The organism is Allobosea sp. LjRoot90, assembly GCF_964254315.1.
Classification (GTDB): Bacteria; Pseudomonadota; Alphaproteobacteria; order Rhizobiales; family Beijerinckiaceae; genus Allobosea.
In genome coordinates this window covers 843070-863036 of record NZ_CAXUTF020000002.1, presented here as the reverse complement: position 1 = coordinate 863036, position 19967 = coordinate 843070, and the positions used below count along the sequence as shown (strand labels likewise).

The window sequence follows — 19967 nt, the reverse complement described above, 5'->3', positions numbered from 1 at the left end:
CGAAGATGAACGTCAACGCCAGCCTTTCAGCGATCGACTCTCAGGGCGATGCCTTGCTCGGAGCCCTTCTGGACTCGCTGGAGCCCCACGCTTCGAAGCCGCTTGTGCTCGAATATGCGGAGCGAACGATCCAGCCGGGCTATCATGTGACGGAGATCAAGGCAGGCTCTTTTGTCACGCTGGATTGCGGCGGAAACCCAGACCGATGGCAGGAGACCATTCTCCAGGTCGAGGATCAGCCCTCGCGTGACGGGCACGGCTACATGCTCGCTGGCAAATTTCGCGCGATCCTCGATCAGGTCGCGGCACGGATCGCCCTAGCGGCGGAGGCGCGTCTGACCTTCGAGGTCGGGACGTCCGGCGAGGCGATGCGGGTTTTCGATGTTGCAGCGATCCAGCCGCAGGCGGATCGTGTCATTCTGCGGTTGGAGGCGCGGTCTGCCATCTGCAAGCCGCGTCATCGCGCAGCGCAGCAAACAGCCGGTGCAGCCTGTTGCAGCACCTTGCCGTCAAACGCGAATTGCTGCTGATCGCATCCGACCCGTCGAGGCAGCCGAGCTCGGCAATTGCAGGTCGGACACTGGCTCTGAAAAGAGCGCCTGCTCAGATCGCCGCGCCGTCGGCAACGATGTCCGCACCGAGATCGATGCGCACCGCCCGCACGATCTCGGCCTCCGCCTCGGCTCCGCGCCGGCGCGGGTGTGCCGCAGAAATCCGGTGCTCGGCGATGATCTGGCCGGGCGCACCGGAGAGCACGACGACCCGGTCGGCGAGATAGGCGGCCTCGTCGATATCGTGGGTGACGAACAGCACGGTCTTGCCCGTCCGCTGCCAGACCCGGATCAACTCGTCCTGCAGCGTCTCGCGGGTCAGCGCATCGAGCGCCGAGAACGGCTCGTCCATCAGGAGGATCTCGGGCTCGACCGCGAGTGCGCGCGCCAGCGAGACGCGCTGGCGCTGGCCGCCGGAGAGCTGGTGCGGCCAGCGCTGCGCGAGCTGGCCGAGGCCGACGAGGTCGAGAGTCTCCTGCGCCTTGGCGAGGCGCTCGGCGCGCGGCGTCTGGCCTTCGAGGCCGAAGCCGACATTCGAGATCACTTTCCGCCAGGGCAGCAGCCGCGAATCCTGGAAGACCAGTGCGACCGGGCGCCTCGTATTGTCCCTGGCGTCGATCACGACTTCGCCGCCGCTCGGGCGGGCGAGACCGGCAATGACGCGCAGCAGCGTCGACTTGCCGACGCCCGATGGGCCGACGATGGCGAGAAACTCGCCTGGTGCCACCGACAGATTCAGCTTGCGCAGGACCTCGGTCGCCTCGCCGTCGCGGGTGAAGGTGAGCGACAGCTCCTTGATGTCGATCACGCTTTCCAACGCAGCACCCATCCCTGGAAGGCGACGAACAAGGTGTCGAGCAGGCCGTAGAGCGCCGCCATGGTCAGCATGTAGATCACCACGATATCGGTCGCGAGCAGGCTGGAGGCCTGCATCATGCGCTGGCCGACACCGGCGACGCCGAAGATCTCGGCCGCGACCACCGCCATCCAGGCCTGGCCGAGCGCGGTGCGCACGCCGACGAGGATGCCGGGCATCGCCGCCGGCAGCAGGATCTTGGTGAGGCGCTGGAAGGGCGAGCGGAAGCCGAAAGCATCGGCAACCTCGATCAGGTCGCGGTCGACGCCGCGGATCGCGCCCTGTGCCGCGAAGAACACGATCCAGAACACGCCGATCGCGATGATGAACACCGCCGCCGACGGATTGACACCGAACCAGATGATCGCGAACGGCACCCAGGCGAGGCCGGGGATCGGCCGCAGCAGCCGGACCACCCAGGCGGTCGTCTCCTCGGCGATCCGCGACATGCCGGTCAGCACACCGAGCGCGACGCCGAGGCCGGCGCCGGTGATGAGGCCGATGAAGTAGTGGCCGAGCGAGCCCATGATGGCCGTGAGCCAGGCACCGGACTTTACTTCGCGCAGGAAGGCGTTCGGCAGGGCGCTCGGCCCCGGCAGGAAGGCCGGGTTGACCAGGCCGAAATAGGGAATCGCCTCCCACAGCAAGAGGAAGGCGATGAGGCCCGTCAGGGCGAGGGCCGGAGCCCGCAGTGAACGCAAATGGATAGCCCTGTCAGCCCAGAGCCGGATCCGATCTCGCTGGAACAGCCTGATCGGTGAATCCGTCTCTTACTTTTAGTTTAGAGACCGTTTTTCCAGTCAGCTTGCCGTGCAAGCTGACTGGAACGGGCTCTAGATCGCGCGCTCGTAATACTGCGTCTCGAACAGGCCGTCGAACGGAAGTTCCTTCTCAAGCGAGCCGAGCTTGACCTGATAGGCCTGCATGGCACGCGCCGGCGCGATGATCTTGCGCGGATCGATCTCGAACCTGGTCGCCGGCGAGACCAGCGCCTTTTCGATCAAGGCGGGATCGACGATGCCCTTGCCGAGCGCGGCGCTGACATGGGGGGCGGCCTTGGCGGGCGTCTTGACCAGCACCTCGGCGGCCTTGACCAGGCCGGACACCAGCCCCTGCACGGCGGCGTTGTTCTTGGTGAGGAAGGCGCCGGAGACGGCGACGACCGTGCCGGGCTGGCCGGGGAAGACGTCCTCGCCGCCGGCGATCAGCTTGATGCCCGGGTTGCGGGTCTGGATGATGGTCAGCGCCGGCTCACGCACGATCGCGCCCTCGACGGCACCGGCGAGCACCGCCTGCTGCGTCGCGTCGATGCCCATCGGCACCACCTCGACATCGGCCTTGTCAGCCTTGGCGACTTCCCAGAGCCAGTATTGCAGGACCGTATTGGGTACCGAGCCAGCCGGCTGGGTGGCAAGACGCGCCGGCTTGCCGGTCGCGGCCTTGTGCGCCTTGAAGGCAGCGGCGGCGCTCGTTCCGGTCGTGAAGAACTTCGCCAGAGCGGGGGCGGCGACGAAGACGTTCTCGCCGGTGGCGGTCGAGGCGACGACGCGGATATCGACGCCGCGCGAGCGAGCCACAGCCAGGGGGGCAACGCCGGCGACATAGAGGTCGATCGTGCCCGAGGCGAGCGCCTGGATCATGTTCGGGCCGGATTCGAACACCGTGAACGTCGGGGTGATGCCGGCCTGCTTCAGCCAGCCTTCGCCATTGGCGACGAAGATCGGCGCCGTGCCGATGACGGGAATGTAGCCGATACGGGCCGGGATGGCCTCCTGAGCGCGGGCCGCGGTGAAGGGCGCGACGGCCAAGGGCATCGCGGCAGCGAGCGAAGAGCCGGCGAGCAGGAACTGGCGGCGGTCCATAATCGTATTTCCCCAGATGGCACGTGATATCTAGCCTATTGACTGCTGATAAAAGGATTTTCTATCTAGATACAAGTTAGCTACACAAAAAAGATGAAATTTCTCCTTTTAATGAATCTTGTAGGAGAATTTTCTCTATGAAGATGGATCGAGAGATGGACGCCATTGATCGCAAGATTCTGACTGTGCTGCAGGCAGACTCCAATATCTCGATCGCGGAGCTCGCCGATCGGGTCGGGCTGTCGCAGACCCCATGCTGGAAGCGCATTCAGCGCCTCGAGCAGACCGGTGTGATCATCAAGCGCGTCGCGCTGGTGGCGCCCGAGAAGATCGGGCTGGGGCTCACCGTCTTCGTCCAGATCGAGACAGCCGACCATTCCGGTCCCTGGCTGGAGAAGTTCGCCCAGAGCGTCGCGGCGATGCCGGAGGTGATCGAGTTCTACCGCATGGCCGGCGACGTCGATTACATGCTGCGCGTCGTCGTCGCCGACATGGCCGCCTATGACACCTTCTACAAGAAGCTGATCGAGACGATCCCGCTCAAGAACGTCACCTCGCGCTTCGCCATGGAGCGGATCAAGGCGACGACCGCCTACAAGGTGCCGGACCTGCCGAAGGCGCCCTGATCCTCTGCGAAACGCCGGTCGCCTTGGTTCCACCCTTCCCTCTTGTGGGGAAGGGTTGGGGATGGGGGGCGAACGACCGGGTGCAAGGCTGTTCGTAGAAGCGGACCGGTCCATTTCCCTGCGAATGCGCTCCGACTTTACGCCCCCCAACCCCTGCCCCTCCCCACAAGGGGGAGGGGTTTTCCCGCGTCTCCATCCCTGCTGTCGCAGATGACCGCAACGCAGCCCCACCACCCGGCGCAAGACCCTTGCCGAAGCCGCCCCGCTCCCGCATGAACGCTCCGGATTTCTCGAACGGGGCGCCGCCATGTCCAGCTATGTCATCGATCCGCCGAAGGTTGCCGTGATTCCGGTGGCCGGGGGCGGGCTCTTCCCGGTGCGCCGCATCTTCTGCGTCGGTCGCAACTACGCCGAGCACACCCGCGAGATGGGCGGCGATCCTGATCGCGAGGAGCCGTTCTTCTTCACCAAGCCGTCCGATGCCGTGCTGACCGGCGGCGCCGACATGCCCTATCCGCCGAAGACCGCAGACCTGCACCACGAGATGGAGCTCGTTGTCGCGATCGGTAAGGGCGGCAAGGACCTCGCCGAGGCCGACGCTCTCTCCCATGTCTTCGGCTATGCCGCGGGCTTCGACATGACCCGCCGCGATCTGCAGGGCGCGGCCAAGAAGGCCGGCAAGCCCTGGGACATGGGCAAAGGCTTCGATTCCTCGGCGCCGATTGGCGAGATCGTTCCTGCCGCCAAGGCAGGCCATCCCGACAAGGGTCTGATCGAGCTCAAGGTCAACGGCGCGGTTCGCCAGAGCTCCGATCTCGCCAAGATGATCTGGAGCGTGCCGGAGACGATCGCGTACCTGTCCAACTTCGTCACGCTGGCGCCGGGCGACCTGATCATGACCGGTACGCCAGAAGGCGTCGCCGCCGTCGTCAAGGGCGATCTACTCGAAGGCACGATCGCGGGTGTCGGCACTGTCCGCACCAGGATCGTCTGATCTGCCCGGCCTGAGGAGAATACCATGCGTCTGACCCCTGAAGCCTCCGGCGTCTTTCCGATCGCGCCGACCCCGTTCAATCCGGACGGCAGCGTCGACTGGACCTCGGCCGACCGGCTCTTCGAGTTCTATGCCGGTATCGGCTCGGATGGCGTCACCGTGCTCGGCATCATGGGCGAGGCGCCCAAGCTCGAGCCGGAGGAATCGCTCGGTCTGGTCAAGCGCGCGGTGGCGAAGATGGGCGGCAAGCCGATCATCGTCGGCGTCTCGGCGCCGGGCTTCGCCGCGATGCGCTCGTTGGCGCGGCAGGTCATGGAATTGGGCGCCGGCGGCGTGATGATCGCCCCGCCGACCAACCTGCGCACCGACGACCAGATCACCGGCTATTACGCCCAGGCCGTCGAGGCGATCGGCAGCGACATCCCCTTCGTCATCCAGGACTATCCGCTGACGCTTTCGGTGGTGATGACGCCGACGGTGATCCGCAAGATCATCCAGGACAATCCGTCCTGCGTGATGCTGAAGCATGAGGACTGGCCGGGCCTCGAGAAGATCTCGACGCTGCGCAAGTTCGAGGCCGAGGGCTCGCTCCGGCGCGTCGCCATCCTGACCGGCAATGGCGGGCTCTTCCTCGATTTCGAGATGGAGCGCGGCGTCGACGGCGCCAACACCGGCTATGCCTTCCCTGAGTTGCTGATCGACGTGGTCAAGGCCAGCAAGGCCGGACGCCGCGACGATGCGCACGACATCTTCGACGCGCATCTGCCGCTGCTGCGCTACGAGCAGCAGCAGGGCGTGGGCCTCGCCGTGCGCAAATATGTGATGATGAAGCGCGGCATCCTCGCCCATGACGCCCAGCGCAAGCCGGGCCCCGGCCTCACTGCCGCTGCCAAGGCCGAGGTCGATTACCTGCTCGGCCGCCTGGCGGAGCACGATCCGCGCGCGAAGCTCTGAGCAGCAGCGGCCGATCGATTGGATTGCGAGACCGCACATTTGGCGTGCGGCTCTCGAAGGCCATGGACGCGGCCCCCGAGCCATGCAACCCTGAGCTGCGGCTTTGGGGATTTGATATGCGTCTTGCTCTTCTGCTCGGCGGTGCCGCGCTGGTCGCTCTTAGTTCGTCGGGGCCCGTATCTGCGCAAGGCGGCAGCAATCCGGAATGCCGCGGCATGAGGGATCAGCGCTCCTGCAACTGCGCGCTGAGCAACGGCGGGCGGGTCATCGACGATCCGGCTCGCCCTGGCCGCAAGGTCTGGCGGTCGGCCAAGGTCGGCACGGCCGCGCACATGGCGTTCATGAACTGCACCAATGGCTCGGGGCGATAGCCGCGTCGGCTTTAGCAGATCATGAGCCGGAGCGCGCAATTCGATGGCTAAGACGCGGTGATTGGTGCGGCTGGCCCCTGCGATTGCGTTAGAACGCAGAGCTTCCGGCCGTCGGCAATGCGGCAGTCGGCGGTCCAGCCGCCATAGCTAACCGAGTTCAAGCGACGGCTGTCGCCTCAGGCTTCAGCTCGTCCACCGACGGGATGCGGCCTTCGAACCACCAGGCGGCGGCGGCGCGCGACATCGCCGCGCCGTCATGGCCGATGCCGGGCACGGTGATCAACGACCAGTTGCAGGGCAGGCCCCGCCTGGCGGCTTCCGCCTTGGCGAAGTCGAGCATGAAATGGGCGCGGGCATAGCGCATCGGCCCCTGCGCCAGCGCCTCTGCTTGAGCCGGTAGGTTCGGGTCGCTGGTGACGATGTCCTGGTCGCCGGCGAAGATCACCATCGGCCAGGCCAGCCAGCGTGCCAGCTCTGCTTCACCGAGGCCGAGCCCATCGAGCCCTTCCGGAAAACGCCGTTCCAGCGTCGGCAGCGTGTACCAGCCGGAATTGGCGGCGAAGGCGACCTCGTAGGGCGTCTCAGCCTGCGTCGCCAGCAGGCGGTGCACGAACTGGCCGCCGGCGGAATGGCCGAACAGCTTGACCTTGTCGCGCCTGGTGACGCCGGCCTGGCGCAGCGCCGCCAGCACGCGGGCCGGCACGGCATAGAGCCAGTCGGCCTTCGCGGCGACCGCGCCATCTTCACCGAGGAGCAGGCCGTTGTTATAGCCCTCCGCCTGCGAGAAATGCTCGTTGCCGAAGGTCGGCGCGACGATCAGCAGGTTGTGCCTCTCGGCGGCGTCGATCCAGAAATCGCGATAATCGTCGCCATTGCGCAGCATGCCGTGCTGGACGAAGACGACCTCGTCGTCCGGGCGATGCCGCGCCGGCCGATAGAAATTGACCTCGAGCGGGCGCTGCGGATGGCGAGCGTCGACGAAAGGCAGGGCGCTGCGGCCCTGCGGCGGATCGAGTGTGAGCGTGGTCATGCGGCCTTCGCGATGCTGTGCAGGTGGCAGGCGGCGCTGCGGCCGGGTGCTATCTCGGCGAGTTCCGGACGGACCTCGCGGCAGACCGCCATGGCGTGCTCGCAGCGCGGGTGGAAGGGGCAGCCGGGGGGCGGGGCCAGCGGCGACGGCAACTCGCCCTTCAGCGGCTGGAAGGCGCTCTTGCGGCGCCCGGCCGAGGGGATCGCCTTGATCAGGGCTGCGCTATAGGGATGCGCCGGTTCGGCGAAGATCGCCGTGGCGCTGCCGATCTCGACGATGCGGCCGAGATACATGATCGCGACGCGGTCGCTGATATGGCGGACCAGGCCGAGATCATGGCTGACAAAGAGATAGGTCAGCCCGTGCCGCGCGCGGATATCCATGAACAGGTTGATCACCTGTGCTTGGATCGAGACGTCGAGCGCCGAGACCGGCTCGTCGCAGACCAGGAAATCGGGCTTCACCGCGAGCGCGCGGGCGATGCCGATGCGCTGGCGCTGGCCGCCGGAGAACTGGTGCGGGTAGCGCTCGCGATAGGCGAGATCGAGACCGACCTCGGTCAGCGCCCGGTCGACCGCGCCGTCGAGCTCCGCCTTCGGCACGAGCTTGTGGACCGCCAGCGCCTCGCCGACGATGCGGCTGACCCGCATGCGCGGGTCGAGCGAGGCATAAGGATCCTGGAAGATCATCTGCACCTTGAGCAGATAATCGAGCCGCTCCTTGCCCTTGAGGCCGGCCGCCGAGCGCCCCTTGTAGAAAACCTCGCCCTCGGTCGGCGGCAGGATGCCGGTGGCGATGCGCGCCAAAGTCGACTTCCCGCAACCGGATTCGCCGACGAGGCCGAGCACCTCGCCCTTGCGGACGCTGAGATCGACGCCATCGACTGCCTTCAGGGTCGCAGGCGGCGCATGCCGGCCGATCGCGGTCAGGATGTGCTCGGCGATATTGGCCTTGCCGCGAAAGTATTTGCGCACGCCGCGCAGCTCGAACAGGGTCTCGCTCATGCCGCCACCCGGTCCGGCACGGGGTTGTGGCAGCGCAAGGTGCGGCCGTCATAGGCCTGCGGCTGGGGATCGACGTCGGCACAAACGGACAAGGCGCGTTCACAGCGCGGGCGGAACGGGCAGCCCGAAGGGCGCGAGTCGATGCGCGGGGCGACGCCGTCGATCTGGTGCAGGCGCTCGCCGACTTCGACCATGGTGGCCGAGGAGTTGAGCAGGCCGAGCGTATAGGGATGGCGCGGCCGGTCGAGCACGGTCTCGACCTCGCCGATCTCGACGATGCGGCCGGCATACATCACAGCGACCCGGTCAGCGAGCTCGGCGACGACGGCGAGGTCGTGGGTGATCCAGATCACCGCGGCGCCGGTCTCGCGCGAGAGTTTCTGCACCTCGTAGAGGATCTGCGCCTGGATGGTGACGTCGAGCGCCGTGGTCGGTTCGTCGGCGATGATCAGGTCTGGGTCGTTCAGCAGCGCGGTCGCGATCGCGACGCGCTGGCGCATGCCGCCGGAGAATTCATGCGGGAACTGCTTCAACCGGGTCTCCGGCGAGGAGATGCCGACCCGTGCCAGCGCCTTTGCCGCCTTGGCGAGCGCTTCCTGCCGGCTGCAGTCGCGATGCTCGAGGATCGCCTCGCTCATCTGCTCGCCGATGCTCAGCACCGGGTTCAGCGTCATCAGCGGGTCCTGGAAAATCATCGCGATCCGGTCGCCGCGCAATTGGCGCAGGCGCTCTTCGGAGGCTGCGCGCAGGTCGGTGCCGTCGAACAGGATCTCGCCGGCGACGACCTCGCCCGGCGGATCGATCAATTGCACCAGCGAGAAGCCGGTGACCGACTTGCCCGAGCCGGACTCGCCGACAAGCCCGAGCACCTCGCCCTTGGCGACGCTGAAATCAACCCCGTCGACAGCCGGCCAGGCGCCGTCCTGCGCATGGAACACGGTCTTGAGGCCGCGCACGGAAAGGAGAGGGGCCTCACTCATGCGCGCACGTTGAAGCTGCGGCGCAGGCGGTCGCCGACGAGGTTGAGCGACATGATCAGCAGCACGAGCGCGATCCCGGGGAAGACGGCGATCCAGTACTCGCCGGAGAGCAGGAACTCGAAGCCGTTGGCGATCAGCAGGCCGAGCGAGGGCTGCGTCACCGGCACGCCGACGCCGAGGAAGGAGAGCGTCGCTTCCAGTGTGATCGCCGAGGCGATGCTGATGCTGGCGACCACGAGCACAGCGCCGACCGAGTTTGGCAACAGATGCGCCAGCATGATGTGGCGCGTCGGCAGGCCGAAATTCACAGCCGCCTCGATGTACTCCTTGCGCCGCTCGACCAGCGCCGCGGCCCGCATCAAGCGGGCATATTGCGCCCACTGCACAAGGACGATGGCGAGGATGACCTTGTCGACGCCGCGGCCGATCGAGGCGAGCAGCACGAGCGCCACCAGGATCGAGGGGAAGCCGAGCATGAAGTCGACGATACGCATCAGCACGGCATCGACCGCGCCGCCGAACTGCGCCGCGGCGAGTCCGGCGAGGATGCCGATCGAGAGCGCGCCGATGGTCGAGGCGAGGCCGACGAGCAGGCTGGTGCGCAGGCCGTAGAGAATGGCGCTGAGCATGTCGCGGCCCTGCGCATCGCTGCCGAGCCAGTAGCTGAAGCCGGTCATGCCCTGCTCACCGGGCGCGAGCCGGTTGTCCATCACGCTGAGCGAGCCGAGGTCATGCGGGTTCTGCGGCGCGATCACCGGCGCGAGCAGGGCGAGCAGCACCATGATGCCCAGCAGGATCACGGCGCCGCGTGTCGTCGGGCGGTTGCGCAAGCGGCGCAACACCTTCTCGCGCAGCGGTGTATCGGCCTGCGCCGGCCCGGCGAGGCGGGGAGCGTCCAGGCTCATGCCTGTTCTCCGGCGAGCTTCACCCGCGGGTCGAGCGCGGCATAGAGCACGTCGACCAGGAAGTTGACGGTGACGAAGAGCAGCGTCGCCAGGAGGACATAGGCGACGACCACCGGGCGGTCGAGCTGGTAGACCGAGTCGATCAGCAGCTTGCCCATGCCCGGCCAGGCGAACACGGTCTCGGTGATCGTCGAGAAGGCGACGAGGCTGCCGAACTCGACGCCGACCACGGTGACGACCGGGATCAGGATGTTGCGCAGCACATGTCGGTTGACGATGCGCCGCGGCCGCACGCCCTTGGCGCGGGCGTATTTGACGTAGTCCTGCGTCATCGTCTCGGCAGTCCCGGCCGCGACGAGGCGCACGATCAGCGCGAGGTTGGGGATTGCGAGGTTGAGCGCGGGCAGGGCGATGTGCTGCAGCCCGTCCAGCGTCAGCAGGCTGGTCTGGACGCCGAGGAGCGAGACGGTCTCGCCGCGCCCGGCGGTCGGCAACCAGCCGAGCAGCACGGCGAAGAGCAGGATCAGCATCATGCCTTTCCAGAAGCTTGGCAGCGAGAAGCCGAGTACGGTTCCGGCCATGACGATGCGGGCGCGCCGGCTGTCCGGATTCAAGCCCACCATCAGCCCGAGCGGGATGCCGGCGGCGAGCGCCAGTGTCATCGCCAGCAGAACCAGTTCGAAGGTCGCGGGCAGGCGCGCCAGGATCAGCTGCAGCGCCGGGACGCCATGCACGAAGGAGCGGCCGAGATCGCCCTTCAGCGCGTTGCCCATGAAGGTCAGGTATTGCTGCCAGACCGGCAGGTCGAGCCCGAGTCGCGCGATCAGCGCCTGCCGGTCGGCCGCGCTGGCCTGCGGCGAGACCAGCAGCTCGATCGGGTCGCCGATGCCATAGACGGCGAAGAAGACCACGACCGAGACCGCGAGCAGCACAAGCACGCTCTGGATCAGCCGCTGCAGGACATAGGCGGTCATGCACCGAACCTCGAAAGGGTGATCGCCGGCTTACTTTGCCGGCTTCACCGACATGGCGAGCATGAACTGGTCGGCGCGGCCGGCGACCGCGAGTTCGGTCTTGTAGGCCCAGATGCCGCTTTCGAAATGGAGCGGGATGAAGGCGCCGTCGGCGAGGACGAGGGTCATCGCCTGCTGCAGCAGCTCCGCGCGTTTGGCATCGTCGAGCGTCGAGATCGCGGTGCGGATGACCTTGTCGAACTCGTCGTTCTTGTAGCCGCCATAGTTCGAGCCACCGATGGTCTTGGCCTCGTTCGGGGTCGGCGGCCACTGCCGCAGGAAGGAGGCGGCCTCGCCGGTGCCCGACCCCCAGCCGCCGAGTGCGACGCTGAATTCCTTCTTGGCCCGGCGCGGGAAGTAGATCGCGCGCGTCATTGCATCGACTTCGGCCTTGATGCCGATCTGGGTCAGGTACTGTGCGACGGCCTGGGTGATCTGGCTGTCATTGATGTAGCGGTCGTTCGTCGCCGAGAGCGTCAGCTGGAAGCCGTTGGGATAGCCGGCCTCGGCCAGCAGTTTCTTGGCCGCGGCCGGGTCATAGGCGAGCTTGGGCGGGTTCGGCAATGTGCCGGACATGCCGGTCGGCAGATACTGGTAGGCCGGCTCGGCGGCGCCATCCATGATACGCTTGACGATCGCCTCGCGGTCGATGGCGAGCGACATCGCCTTGCGCACGCGCACATCCTTCAGCGGGTTCTTGCCGTCGGGCGCCTTGACGAAGGGGCTCTGGTCGCGCTCGACGTCGAGCTGGAAGTAGATCACCCGGGTCGAGGGCGTGATGACGTGGCCGAAGCGCTTGTCGCTCTTGATCCGGCCAAGGTCGCGCGCCGCCGGGTTCTCGATCACGTCGTAGTCGCCGGCGAGCAGGCCGGCGAGGCGCGGGCCGGCATTTGTGACGGGCACGAAGCGCACGCTCGCCCACGGTTCGGCGGGGCCCCAATAGGCCGGGTTGCGCTCGAGCTCGATCGCCGATCCGCGAACGTAGGATTTCAGCTTGTACGGCCCGGTGCCGATCGCCATCGCGCCGTCGTTGAAATTGTTGACCGCCGGCCAGGCCCCGGTGACGCCGCAGTTCTTTTCGACATCGTAGCTGATGGCGCCGTGCTCGACGATCGAGGCGGAGAGGATCGGCAGGCCCGAGAGCAGCGTCGGCAGCAGCGGCTCGGGCTCCTTGGTCTCGATAACCAGAGTGCTGGCGTCGGGTGTCTCGACCTTGGCGAAGTTGCCGGTGATATCGGCGAAGGAGCCGGAGACCTTGGTCTCGTTCTTCAGCGTGCGGCAAAAGGTGAAGACCACGTCCTGCGCGCCGAAGGTCTGGCCGTTGCTGAACTTGACGCCCTGGCGCAGCTTGAAGGTCCAGCGATTCTTGCCGTCATTCTCCCAGGAGCTGGCGAGGCCGGGTTTCAGCGCCTGCTTCTCGTCCTGCAGCACGAGGCTGTCGAAGATATGAGCGGCGAGCGCGTTGTTGGGGGTGAGGTCGTGATAATGCGGATCGACGGCGGTCGGCTCGGAGGCGAGCGCGATGCGCAGGCTCTGCGCCATGGCCGGCGCGCTGAGCATGCTGGCGCCGAGCAGAATGGTGATGAGCGCATGCTGACGCATCGGTCCGTCTCCGTTCCCGTAGCTGGTCGTTTTGACAGCTTTATTTTCACACGTTAGCAAACATGAAAATGATCCGACGTCAATCAGCGGGAGAGCCATGTCACGCGCCCTGAAGCCGACGACGGACCTCGCCAACCGTATCGCCCAGGTCTACCCCTCGCTGAGCGAAGGCCATCGCAAGGCGGCAGACTTCGTGCTGCAGAGTCCGCTCGATTCCGCGACGGTGACGATCGAGGGGCTGGCCGAAAAGAGCGGGACCTCGACCGCGACCGTGACCCGCTTCGTCCGGGCCCTGGGCTACCGCAACTATGGCGATTTCCGTGCGGCGCTGTCGACGGCGCTGAAGGTAGCTATGGGACCGGTGGAAGGCCTCGCCGACGCCCGCGCCACGGCCGGCTCGGTCTTCGCCACCATGACGACGACGTTGAAGGGCGAGGCCGCCAATCTCGACGAGGCGATCGCGACGCTGGAGGAGGAAACGGTCAACCGCGCCATCGCCCTGCTCCTGAAGGCGCGCCGCATCTTCATCGTCGGCTCGGGCGCCAGCCACTATGTCGGCGCCTTCCTCGAGGACGGGCTCGCGCTCTATCTCGACGCCGACGTGGTCTTCGCCTCATCGCGCGGCGGGCCGGAGCGCGCCGTCCGCCATATGCTCTCGACCGGGCCGAAGGACGTCGTCATCGCGATCTCGCTGCCACGCTATTCGCGCGCCACGCTGGAGCTCGCCAAGTTCACCAAGAAGCGCGGTGCCATCCTGATCGCGCTCACCGACGGGCCTTCATCGCCCCTGGTTCCACTGGCGGACATGACGTTGTACGCCCCGGCCCGCAACAGCTTCCTGCCCAACTCACCGACCGCCGCCTTCGCCGTGGCCGACGCCTTGATCACCACGCTGGCGCGCGAGCGCCCCGATGCGGTCGAAGCGTTGAAGGGCCTGAGCGAGAGTCTGCTCTGGACCTTCCACTACTAGAGCAATTCCAGCAGAAGTGTGCAGCGGTTCTGCGTCCGGAATTGCGCCAAAAAACGAAGAGCTAGGGCCTTCTCGGCAAACTTAGTTTGGCGGGAAGGACCCAGGTCGCTCAGCCGAGCTCGACCATCGCGCCGGTCTCGGCCGAGCGCTGCACGGCGGCGATCACCTTCAGCGTGTTCAGGCCTTCGCGCCCCGAAGCGATCGGCACCGCGCCCTTGCAGATGACGTCGCAGAAGTGCCGGACCTGGACCCTGAGCGGGTCCTCCTGAACGACATGAACCCGCTCGCGCACCAGCGGCTCCCACCAGCTGCGCTTAGCCGGATTGGACCAGATTTCGAGCTGCGGGATGGTGAGCGAGCCGTGCGTGCCGCCGATCTGGTAGCAGGACTGGTCCTGCTGCGGGTAGACCGGGTTCTCGCCGGTCGTCATCTCCCAGCTCCATGGCGCCACGATCGAGTCGGACACCGTGACCGTGCCGAGCACGCCATTGGCGAAGCGCAGCAGGATCGCGGCGGTTTCCTCGACCGCATGGCCGCGAACGGCATTCGATGAATGCGCCTGCACTGAGACGACCTCGCCGCAGAGATAGCGGAACAGGTCGACATCGTGGATCAGATTGAGCAGGATCGGCCCTGCGCCCTTCTCACGCCGCCAGTCGGCCTCGAAGTAATCGTCCGGCTTCATCAGCCAGAAATGCCCGCTCAGGGCCAGAACCCGGCCGAGCCGGCCGGAGTCGACGATCTCCTTGGCCTTGCGGATCATCGGATTGTAGCGCCGGTGATGGCCGGTGAGCAGCGGCACGCCGGCTTTCTCGGCCGCCGCGACCAGGCGCTCGCCCTCGGCGAGGTCATCGGCCAGCGGCTTCTCGACGATGGCCGGGATGCCGGCCTCGACCGCTTCCAGCCCGTTGCGGACATGGAGCTGGTTCGGCGTCGCGATGATCACGCCGTCTGGTCGATCCGCCGCCAGCATCTCGGCGAAGGACGAAAACCAGGGCGCACCGAGCGCCGCCGCGACCGCGCGCCCCGCCGGTGTCGGATCGACCACCGCCGACAGCACCGTACGTGGCTCGGCCGCGACATGCTCGGCATGGCGCCGGCCGATCAGCCCGGCGCCGATGACGGCCAGCTTGACCGGAGTCATGAGCGGTTCAGGCCTTCTTCTCGTCAGCGAGCTTGGCGACGCGACGCAGCGAGAGCAGGTAGCCCTGCGTGCCGAAACCGGCGATGACGCCGTCGGCGCGCAGCGACATGTAGGAGTGGTGCCGGAAGCTCTCGCGCTTATGCACGTTCGAGATGTGGCACTCGATCACCGTGCCGTCGAAGGCGTTGAGCGCGTCGAGGATCGCGACCGAGGTGTGGGTGAAGGCGCCGGGGTTGATGACGATGCCGACCGCCTGCTCGCGCGCCTCGTGGATCCAGTCGATGATCTCATATTCGCGGTTCGACTGGTGGAAGCGGATTTCCAGGTCGAGCTCCTTGCCCAGCGCCCGGCAGGCATCCTCGACATCGGCCAGCGTCTCCGAGCCGTAAATGTGCGGCTGGCGCTTGCCGAGCAGGTTCAGGTTCGGGCCGTTGAGAACATAGACGAGACGGGACATGATAGGCTCCTGAGATCGCGGCGGCATGTTGCCGCGATCCCGCCGCGGCGCAAGATCGAGTTTCGGGGGATGAGGCTCAGCCGTCGGCCCGTCGGCCGCTGGCGACACCGAAATGGCAGATCGCCTCGCCGAGCTTGGGCGCGGTGTTCGGGAAGATGATGTAGCCGTCGCGCGGCGCCGTCACCCTGGTGCCGTCGGCGCGATGGGCGAGGACGGCGCCGGCCTTGACCGCGTCACCGGTACGCCAGCCCGTTTCGGCGCGGTCGCCTTCCGCCTCACAGAGCAGGACCTCGACCATCTCGATCACGTCGCCGAGCGCTGCCGGCGGCAAGGGCGCATCGACCAGCTGCAATTGCGCCAGCGTATTGCGGATCGCGGCATAGCCGATGTCGGCGGCCTTCGGATCGTCATGCGTGCCGCACTCCAGCGTCACCGCATAACCGCCGCTAAAACGCATGAACTCGGTGGTGCCATAGCCCTCGGTGACGTTGAGCCTGGGCACCGGCAGGCGCGCGCGGATGTCGAGCAGCCTTGCGTAGTTGTCGAGCCAGCCATGGATCGCGGTCGCGACGCCGAGGCAGGACGCAAGCGCCATTTCCTCTTCGGCCCGCGCGAAGGGTTCGAGCCCGCCGCGATTATTGCCGGGTCCGAAAAAGACGAAGGGCTCGCCCTCCTGCCGGAAGGAGTGGATGTCGAGCAGGGCATCGTGCTGACGCAGCAGCGCGCAGATCGGGTTGCCGATCCGGTCCTCGTAATCGCCCGCCAGCGGCCGCTCGCGCAGGTCGCGGTTGAAGTTGCGGTCGCCCTCGCGCGTCTTCTGGCGGAAGGCCTTGGGGTTGGTGACGGGCAGGAAGGTGACCTCGCCGCGCAGGATCTTGATGCGGCCGCTGCGGCAATCCTCGATGGCGCGGCGGATCGCGGCCGGCCCGCAGGGCTCGTTGCCATGGACGGCGCCCGTCACGATCAGTTTCGGGCCGGGCTTCAGGCCGATGAAGCGGATGGTTTCGAGCGGGCCGTCGTCGAGGTCGGTTGTGGTCAAAGGCGTGGTCTTTCGTCAGATGGAAAAGTCAGGCGAGCGCGCCGTTCAGGCCTTTCGCGTCTGCGAGTGCGGATCGAGGATGTCGCGCAGGCCGTCGCCGAGCAGGTTGAGGCCAAGCACGGTCAGGAAGATGGCGAGGCCCGGGAAGATCGAGATCCAGGGCGCGGTCGAAATCTGGTCGCGCGCGTCCGACAGCATCGAGCCCCAGCTCGGGAAGGGTGGGCGAATGCCAAGGCCGAGGAAGGAGAGCGAGGCTTCGGCGAGCACCGCGCCGCCCATGCCGAGTGTGCCGATCACGATGATCGGGCCGGCGATGTTCGGCAGGATCTGCGTGAACATGATCCGGAAGGTGCCGTATCCCAGTGATCTGGCGGCCTCGACATAACCGAGCGACTTCACCGACAGGGTCGCGGCCCGAGTCAGCCGACAGGTGAAGGACCAGTTGGTCAGGCCGAGCGCGATCAGCAGGCTGGTGAGGCCCGGCTGCAGGATGGCCATGATCGCGAGCGCAAAGATCAGCGAGGGGATGGCGAGCATCATGTTGGTGAGGCCGTTGACGAAGTCGTCCCACCAGCCACCCCAATAGCCGGCGGAAAGGCCGAGCGCGACACCGATCAGCGTGTTGATCAATTGCGAGACAATGCCAACCGTCAGCGAGATGCGCGCGCCGTGGAGCACGCGGCTGTAGATGTCGCGGCCCTGCGCATCGGTGCCGAACCAGAACTCGGAGCCGGGCGGGACCTCCGCGTTCATCAGGTTGGCGTCCATGACCGGGTCGGTATGGGCGAGCCAGGGCGCGAAGACGCCGCCTGCCACGACGAGCGCAAAGCAGGTGGCGCCGATCCAGAGGTTGGCACGGAACTTCATCGGGGCGGCCTAGCTGTACTTGATGCGCGGATCGACGACGGCGCAGAGCACGTCGACGGCGATGTTCACGACGAGGAAGAAGAGCACGATCGTCAGGATGCAGCCCTGCACCGCCGGGATGTCGCGCCAGGTGACGCTGTCGACCAAGAGCGAGCCGAGTCCCGGCCAGGCGAAGAGCTTCTCGACGACGACCGCCTGGCCGAGGACCGAGCCGAACTGCAGGCCGAGCGTGGTCAGCACGATGACGAGTGCATTGCGGGCGACATGCCAGCGCATCACCCGGTAGGCACTCGCGCCCTTGGCACGGGCAGTGCGGACGAAGTCGGCGTGCAGGATCTCGAGCACGGCAGCGCGGGAGGTGCGGGCGAGGAGCGCCAATGGCGAGACGCCGAGCGCGAGTGCCGGCAGCACGATGTAGCGTGGATCGCCATCGCCATAGCCGAAGCTCGGGAACCAGTTCAGCGTCAGCGCGAAGAAGTACATCAGCAAGAGGCCGAGCCAGAACATCGGTAGCGACAGGCCGGACACGGCGAAGACCATCGAGAGCATGTCGAGCCAGCCCCCCGGCTTCAACGCCGCTAGAAAACCGAGCGGCACGCCGATGACGATGGCGAAGAGCATCGCCGCGAGCGCGAGCTGGAGGCTGGGCCAGAGCCGTTCGCCGATCAGTTTGATCACCGGCTGGCGGGTGCGGAAGGAATCGCCGAGATCGAAGGTGACCAGGCCGCCGACATATTTGGCGAAACGAAGCGGCAGCGAATCGTTGAGGCCGAACTGCTCGTTCATGCGGGCAATGGTTGCAGCGTCGATATTGCTGCGCCCGTCTGCCATCTGGCTGGTGGCGAAACTGCCGGGGATGACGCTGAACAGCACGAAGATCAGGGCCGCGACCGCCAGCAGGATCGGGATGGCCTGCAGGAGACGGCGAAAGACATAAGGCAACATGGAAAAGCTCCTGAGTGCCGCCGCGCGCTTTCCGTTCGATCGATCCGATCGAACGAAAAGAATGCGCGCCACTCAATCGAGTTGAGCGTGTTCTTGTCGCAAAAGTGGTTCCCACTTTTGCGGAACATGCTCTGGCGGGTCGTGACCAACGAGCGGAGGCGGGCAAGCCCCCGCCGTCAGGTGACGGCGGGGGCTCAGGATGGTGTTACTTCGCCGCCGGCGAGGTGGTGTCGACCCAGAGCTCCTCGTAGCGCTGCAGCGCGAGCTCGGTCGAGTTCGGCTGGAGCCCGTGCAGCCAAGGCTGATAGGCCAGCACCGCCTTGTTGTAGTTGAAGAACCAGACCGGCGCCTCTTCCTGCAGCAGGGCGTTGGCCTTCTTCAGGAGGTCGAGCTGCTTGGCCGGATCGGCCTCGTTCGAGGCGTCGTCGATCAGCTTGTCGTAGCCTGCGTTCTTGAAGGTGGTGTAGTTGCAGGATGAGCGCGGCGTCGCCGAGTGGAAGCACTTCAGCGCCGTCAGCGTGTCGGGCCCCGAGGTGTTCGACCAGATATAGGCCTGGAAGTCGCCGCCCACGACGACGCCGCCGAGCGCCGAGGTTTCGACCGGCTTGACCTTCACCTTGATGCCGACCTTGGCGAGCATCGGGATCGTCGCCTCGACGATCGGAACGCCCCAGCTCTCGTTCGGCGTCGCGGTCCACTCGAACTCGAAGCCATCAGGATAGCCGGCTTCGACCAGGAGCTTCTTGGCCTTCTCCGGATCGAAGGCGTAGGGCTTGGCATCCTTGTCGAAGGCCGGCGAGGACAGTGGCAGCCAGCTCGCGGCGCGATAGGCCTTGTCGCGGACCAGGCGCTTGATGATCAGCTCGCTGTCGATGGCGTAATTGATCGCCTGGCGCACCCGCTTGTCGGAGAAGGGCTTGAAGGTCGGGTTCATGCCCATATTGCGGGTGAAGACCTCGGCGACCTCCAGAATGCCCTTCGACAGATTGGGATCGGCTTTGTAGGCGACGTACTGGGTCGAGCCCAGGATCGAGACGTCGACCTCCTTGTTGCGGAAGGCGACGTCACGCGCCGCCGCCTCGCCCATCGGCGAGATGACGAGTTTGTCGGCATAGGGCTTGCCGGCCAGATAGTATTTGTCCCAGCGCTCGAAGACCATGCGCGAGCCGGGGACGTGCTCGACGAACTTGAAGGGCCCGAGGCCGATCGGCTTGTCGAAGAAGCCGGCGGCCTGCGCCTCCTTGGCCGGCAGAATCGCAGTCTGCGCCTGGAACAGGAAGTAGCCGGGATCGGCCTTGTCGGTCAGCGTCATCGAGAAGCTGGAATCGTCGATCTTCTTCAGACCGGAGATTTCCTTGGCCTGGCCCTTCTGGACGTCGGTCGCGCCGACGATACGGGCGACATAGCGCGCGCCAGGATAGTTCTTCGAACCATCCATGATGCGGGCATAGGACCAGATGACGTCGTCGGCCGTCAGCTTGCGGCCGTTGTGGAAGAGCGCATTGTCGCGCAGCTTGTAGGTATAGGTCTTGCCGTCGGCCGAGACCTGGACGCTCTCGGCGATGTCGAGCACCGGCTTGCCGTTCTTGGCGTCCCATTTGTAGAGCATGCCGTGCAGCGCATAGCCGTAGATCTCGTCCTGGATCTGGTTCGAGACATGGCTGTCATTGCTGACGAATGACGCCCCATATGGCGCGGTGAAGCGGATGGTACCACCGCGGCGCGGCTCCTGGGCCTGCGCCTGGAGGGTGAAGGCCGCGAGTGTCAGCGCGGTCGTGAAGGCAAGCTTTTTCAACA

21 protein-coding genes are annotated in these 19967 nt (G+C 66.3%); 6 read left to right on the top strand and 15 right to left on the bottom strand.

Going from position 1 to position 19967, the window contains the following annotated elements; genetic code table 11:
• Positions 1–5 precede the first annotated feature (5 nt).
• Entirely contained in the window at positions 6–530 is a 525-nt protein-coding gene (locus ACSQ3M_RS10900; protein ID WP_436150080.1) for a DUF6428 family protein, read from the top strand.
• A 73-nt stretch (positions 531–603) separates the two neighbouring features.
• Here the strand turns inward: ACSQ3M_RS10900 and ACSQ3M_RS10895 are convergent, their stop codons facing one another.
• From ACSQ3M_RS10895 to ACSQ3M_RS10885, 3 genes are all read right to left on the bottom strand, one after another.
• The gene (locus ACSQ3M_RS10895) at positions 604–1380 is read right to left on the bottom strand and encodes an ABC transporter ATP-binding protein (RefSeq protein WP_436150079.1); all 777 of its coding nucleotides are present in this window, start codon (positions 1378–1380) and stop codon (positions 604–606) included.
• Positions 1356–2108 (bottom strand): ABC transporter permease, encoded by a 753-nt coding sequence (locus tag ACSQ3M_RS10890; protein ID WP_436150078.1) that lies wholly within the window; start codon positions 2106–2108, stop codon positions 1356–1358. The genes ACSQ3M_RS10895 and ACSQ3M_RS10890 overlap by 25 nt, the downstream gene beginning before the upstream one ends.
• Positions 2109–2240: 132 nt before the next feature.
• Positions 2241–3269, bottom strand: a complete 1029-nt coding sequence (locus ACSQ3M_RS10885) for an ABC transporter substrate-binding protein (RefSeq protein WP_436150077.1) — start codon at positions 3267–3269, stop codon at positions 2241–2243.
• A gap of 155 nt (positions 3270–3424) precedes the next feature.
• On the opposite strand from ACSQ3M_RS10885, the gene ACSQ3M_RS10880 reads away from it, so the two are divergent.
• The 4 genes from ACSQ3M_RS10880 to ACSQ3M_RS10865 all read left to right on the top strand — a co-directional run bounded on the left by ACSQ3M_RS10880 (position 3425) and on the right by ACSQ3M_RS10865 (position 6214).
• Complete coding sequence (locus ACSQ3M_RS10880; RefSeq protein ID WP_436150076.1) at positions 3425–3895, top strand: Lrp/AsnC family transcriptional regulator; 471 nt, start codon at positions 3425–3427, stop codon at positions 3893–3895.
• Positions 3896–4202: 307 nt separating this feature from the next.
• Positions 4203–4889 (top strand): fumarylacetoacetate hydrolase family protein, encoded by a 687-nt coding sequence (locus ACSQ3M_RS10875; RefSeq protein ID WP_436150075.1) that lies wholly within the window; start codon positions 4203–4205, stop codon positions 4887–4889.
• A 24-nt stretch (positions 4890–4913) separates the two neighbouring features.
• Positions 4914–5843, top strand: a complete 930-nt coding sequence (locus ACSQ3M_RS10870; protein WP_436150074.1) for a dihydrodipicolinate synthase family protein — start codon at positions 4914–4916, stop codon at positions 5841–5843.
• A 215-nt stretch (positions 5844–6058) separates the two neighbouring features.
• Positions 6059–6214 carry a hypothetical protein gene (locus ACSQ3M_RS10865; protein WP_436150073.1) on the top strand — a complete coding sequence of 52 codons (156 nt, stop codon included), beginning with the start codon at positions 6059–6061 and terminating at the stop codon, positions 6212–6214.
• 157 nt (positions 6215–6371) lie between these two features.
• Here ACSQ3M_RS10865 and ACSQ3M_RS10860 read toward each other — a convergent pair whose 3' ends face one another.
• The 6 genes from ACSQ3M_RS10860 to ACSQ3M_RS10835 are packed head-to-tail and all read right to left on the bottom strand — an operon-like array spanning position 6372 to position 12748.
• Positions 6372–7244: an alpha/beta hydrolase gene (locus tag ACSQ3M_RS10860; RefSeq protein WP_436150072.1), complete on the bottom strand. Its 873-nt coding sequence runs from the start codon at positions 7242–7244 to the stop codon at positions 6372–6374.
• Complete coding sequence (locus tag ACSQ3M_RS10855; protein WP_436150071.1) at positions 7241–8248, bottom strand: ABC transporter ATP-binding protein; 1008 nt, start codon at positions 8246–8248, stop codon at positions 7241–7243. The genes ACSQ3M_RS10860 and ACSQ3M_RS10855 overlap by 4 nt, the downstream gene beginning before the upstream one ends.
• Positions 8245–9228 (bottom strand): ABC transporter ATP-binding protein, encoded by a 984-nt coding sequence (locus tag ACSQ3M_RS10850; protein ID WP_436150070.1) that lies wholly within the window; start codon positions 9226–9228, stop codon positions 8245–8247. The genes ACSQ3M_RS10855 and ACSQ3M_RS10850 overlap by 4 nt, the downstream gene beginning before the upstream one ends.
• On the bottom strand, positions 9225–10133 hold the full coding sequence (locus tag ACSQ3M_RS10845) for an ABC transporter permease (RefSeq protein ID WP_436150069.1): 909 nt from the start codon (positions 10131–10133) through the stop codon (positions 9225–9227). The genes ACSQ3M_RS10850 and ACSQ3M_RS10845 overlap by 4 nt, the downstream gene beginning before the upstream one ends.
• Entirely contained in the window at positions 10130–11107 is a 978-nt protein-coding gene (locus tag ACSQ3M_RS10840; RefSeq protein ID WP_436150068.1) for an ABC transporter permease, read from the bottom strand. Before ACSQ3M_RS10840 ends, ACSQ3M_RS10845 begins: the two co-directional genes overlap by 4 nt.
• Before the next feature lie 30 nt (positions 11108–11137).
• Positions 11138–12748, bottom strand: a complete 1611-nt coding sequence (locus ACSQ3M_RS10835; RefSeq protein WP_436150067.1) for an ABC transporter substrate-binding protein — start codon at positions 12746–12748, stop codon at positions 11138–11140.
• A 97-nt stretch (positions 12749–12845) separates the two neighbouring features.
• Here ACSQ3M_RS10835 and ACSQ3M_RS10830 point away from each other — a divergent pair, with 97 nt between their 5' ends.
• On the top strand, positions 12846–13718 hold the full coding sequence (locus tag ACSQ3M_RS10830) for a MurR/RpiR family transcriptional regulator (RefSeq protein ID WP_436150066.1): 873 nt from the start codon (positions 12846–12848) through the stop codon (positions 13716–13718).
• Positions 13719–13827: 109 nt separating this feature from the next.
• Here the strand turns inward: ACSQ3M_RS10830 and ACSQ3M_RS10825 are convergent, their stop codons facing one another.
• The 6 genes from ACSQ3M_RS10825 to ACSQ3M_RS10800 form a co-directional block, all read right to left on the bottom strand.
• On the bottom strand, positions 13828–14862 hold the full coding sequence (locus tag ACSQ3M_RS10825; protein WP_436150065.1) for a Gfo/Idh/MocA family protein: 1035 nt from the start codon (positions 14860–14862) through the stop codon (positions 13828–13830).
• 7 nt (positions 14863–14869) lie between these two features.
• Positions 14870–15319: a type II 3-dehydroquinate dehydratase gene (gene aroQ, locus ACSQ3M_RS10820; RefSeq protein WP_346362638.1), complete on the bottom strand. Its 450-nt coding sequence runs from the start codon at positions 15317–15319 to the stop codon at positions 14870–14872.
• Positions 15320–15395: 76 nt separating this feature from the next.
• Positions 15396–16358 carry a succinylglutamate desuccinylase/aspartoacylase family protein gene (locus ACSQ3M_RS10815; RefSeq protein WP_436150064.1) on the bottom strand — a complete coding sequence of 321 codons (963 nt, stop codon included), beginning with the start codon at positions 16356–16358 and terminating at the stop codon, positions 15396–15398.
• A gap of 45 nt (positions 16359–16403) precedes the next feature.
• Positions 16404–17225, bottom strand: coding sequence for an ABC transporter permease (locus ACSQ3M_RS10810; protein WP_126113963.1), 822 nt, complete (start codon positions 17223–17225; stop codon positions 16404–16406).
• 9 nt (positions 17226–17234) lie between these two features.
• Positions 17235–18170, bottom strand: a complete 936-nt coding sequence (locus ACSQ3M_RS10805; protein ID WP_436150063.1) for an ABC transporter permease — start codon at positions 18168–18170, stop codon at positions 17235–17237.
• 205 nt (positions 18171–18375) lie between these two features.
• On the bottom strand, positions 18376–19965 hold the full coding sequence (locus ACSQ3M_RS10800) for an ABC transporter substrate-binding protein (RefSeq protein ID WP_436150301.1): 1590 nt from the start codon (positions 19963–19965) through the stop codon (positions 18376–18378).
• Positions 19966–19967 lie beyond the last annotated feature (2 nt).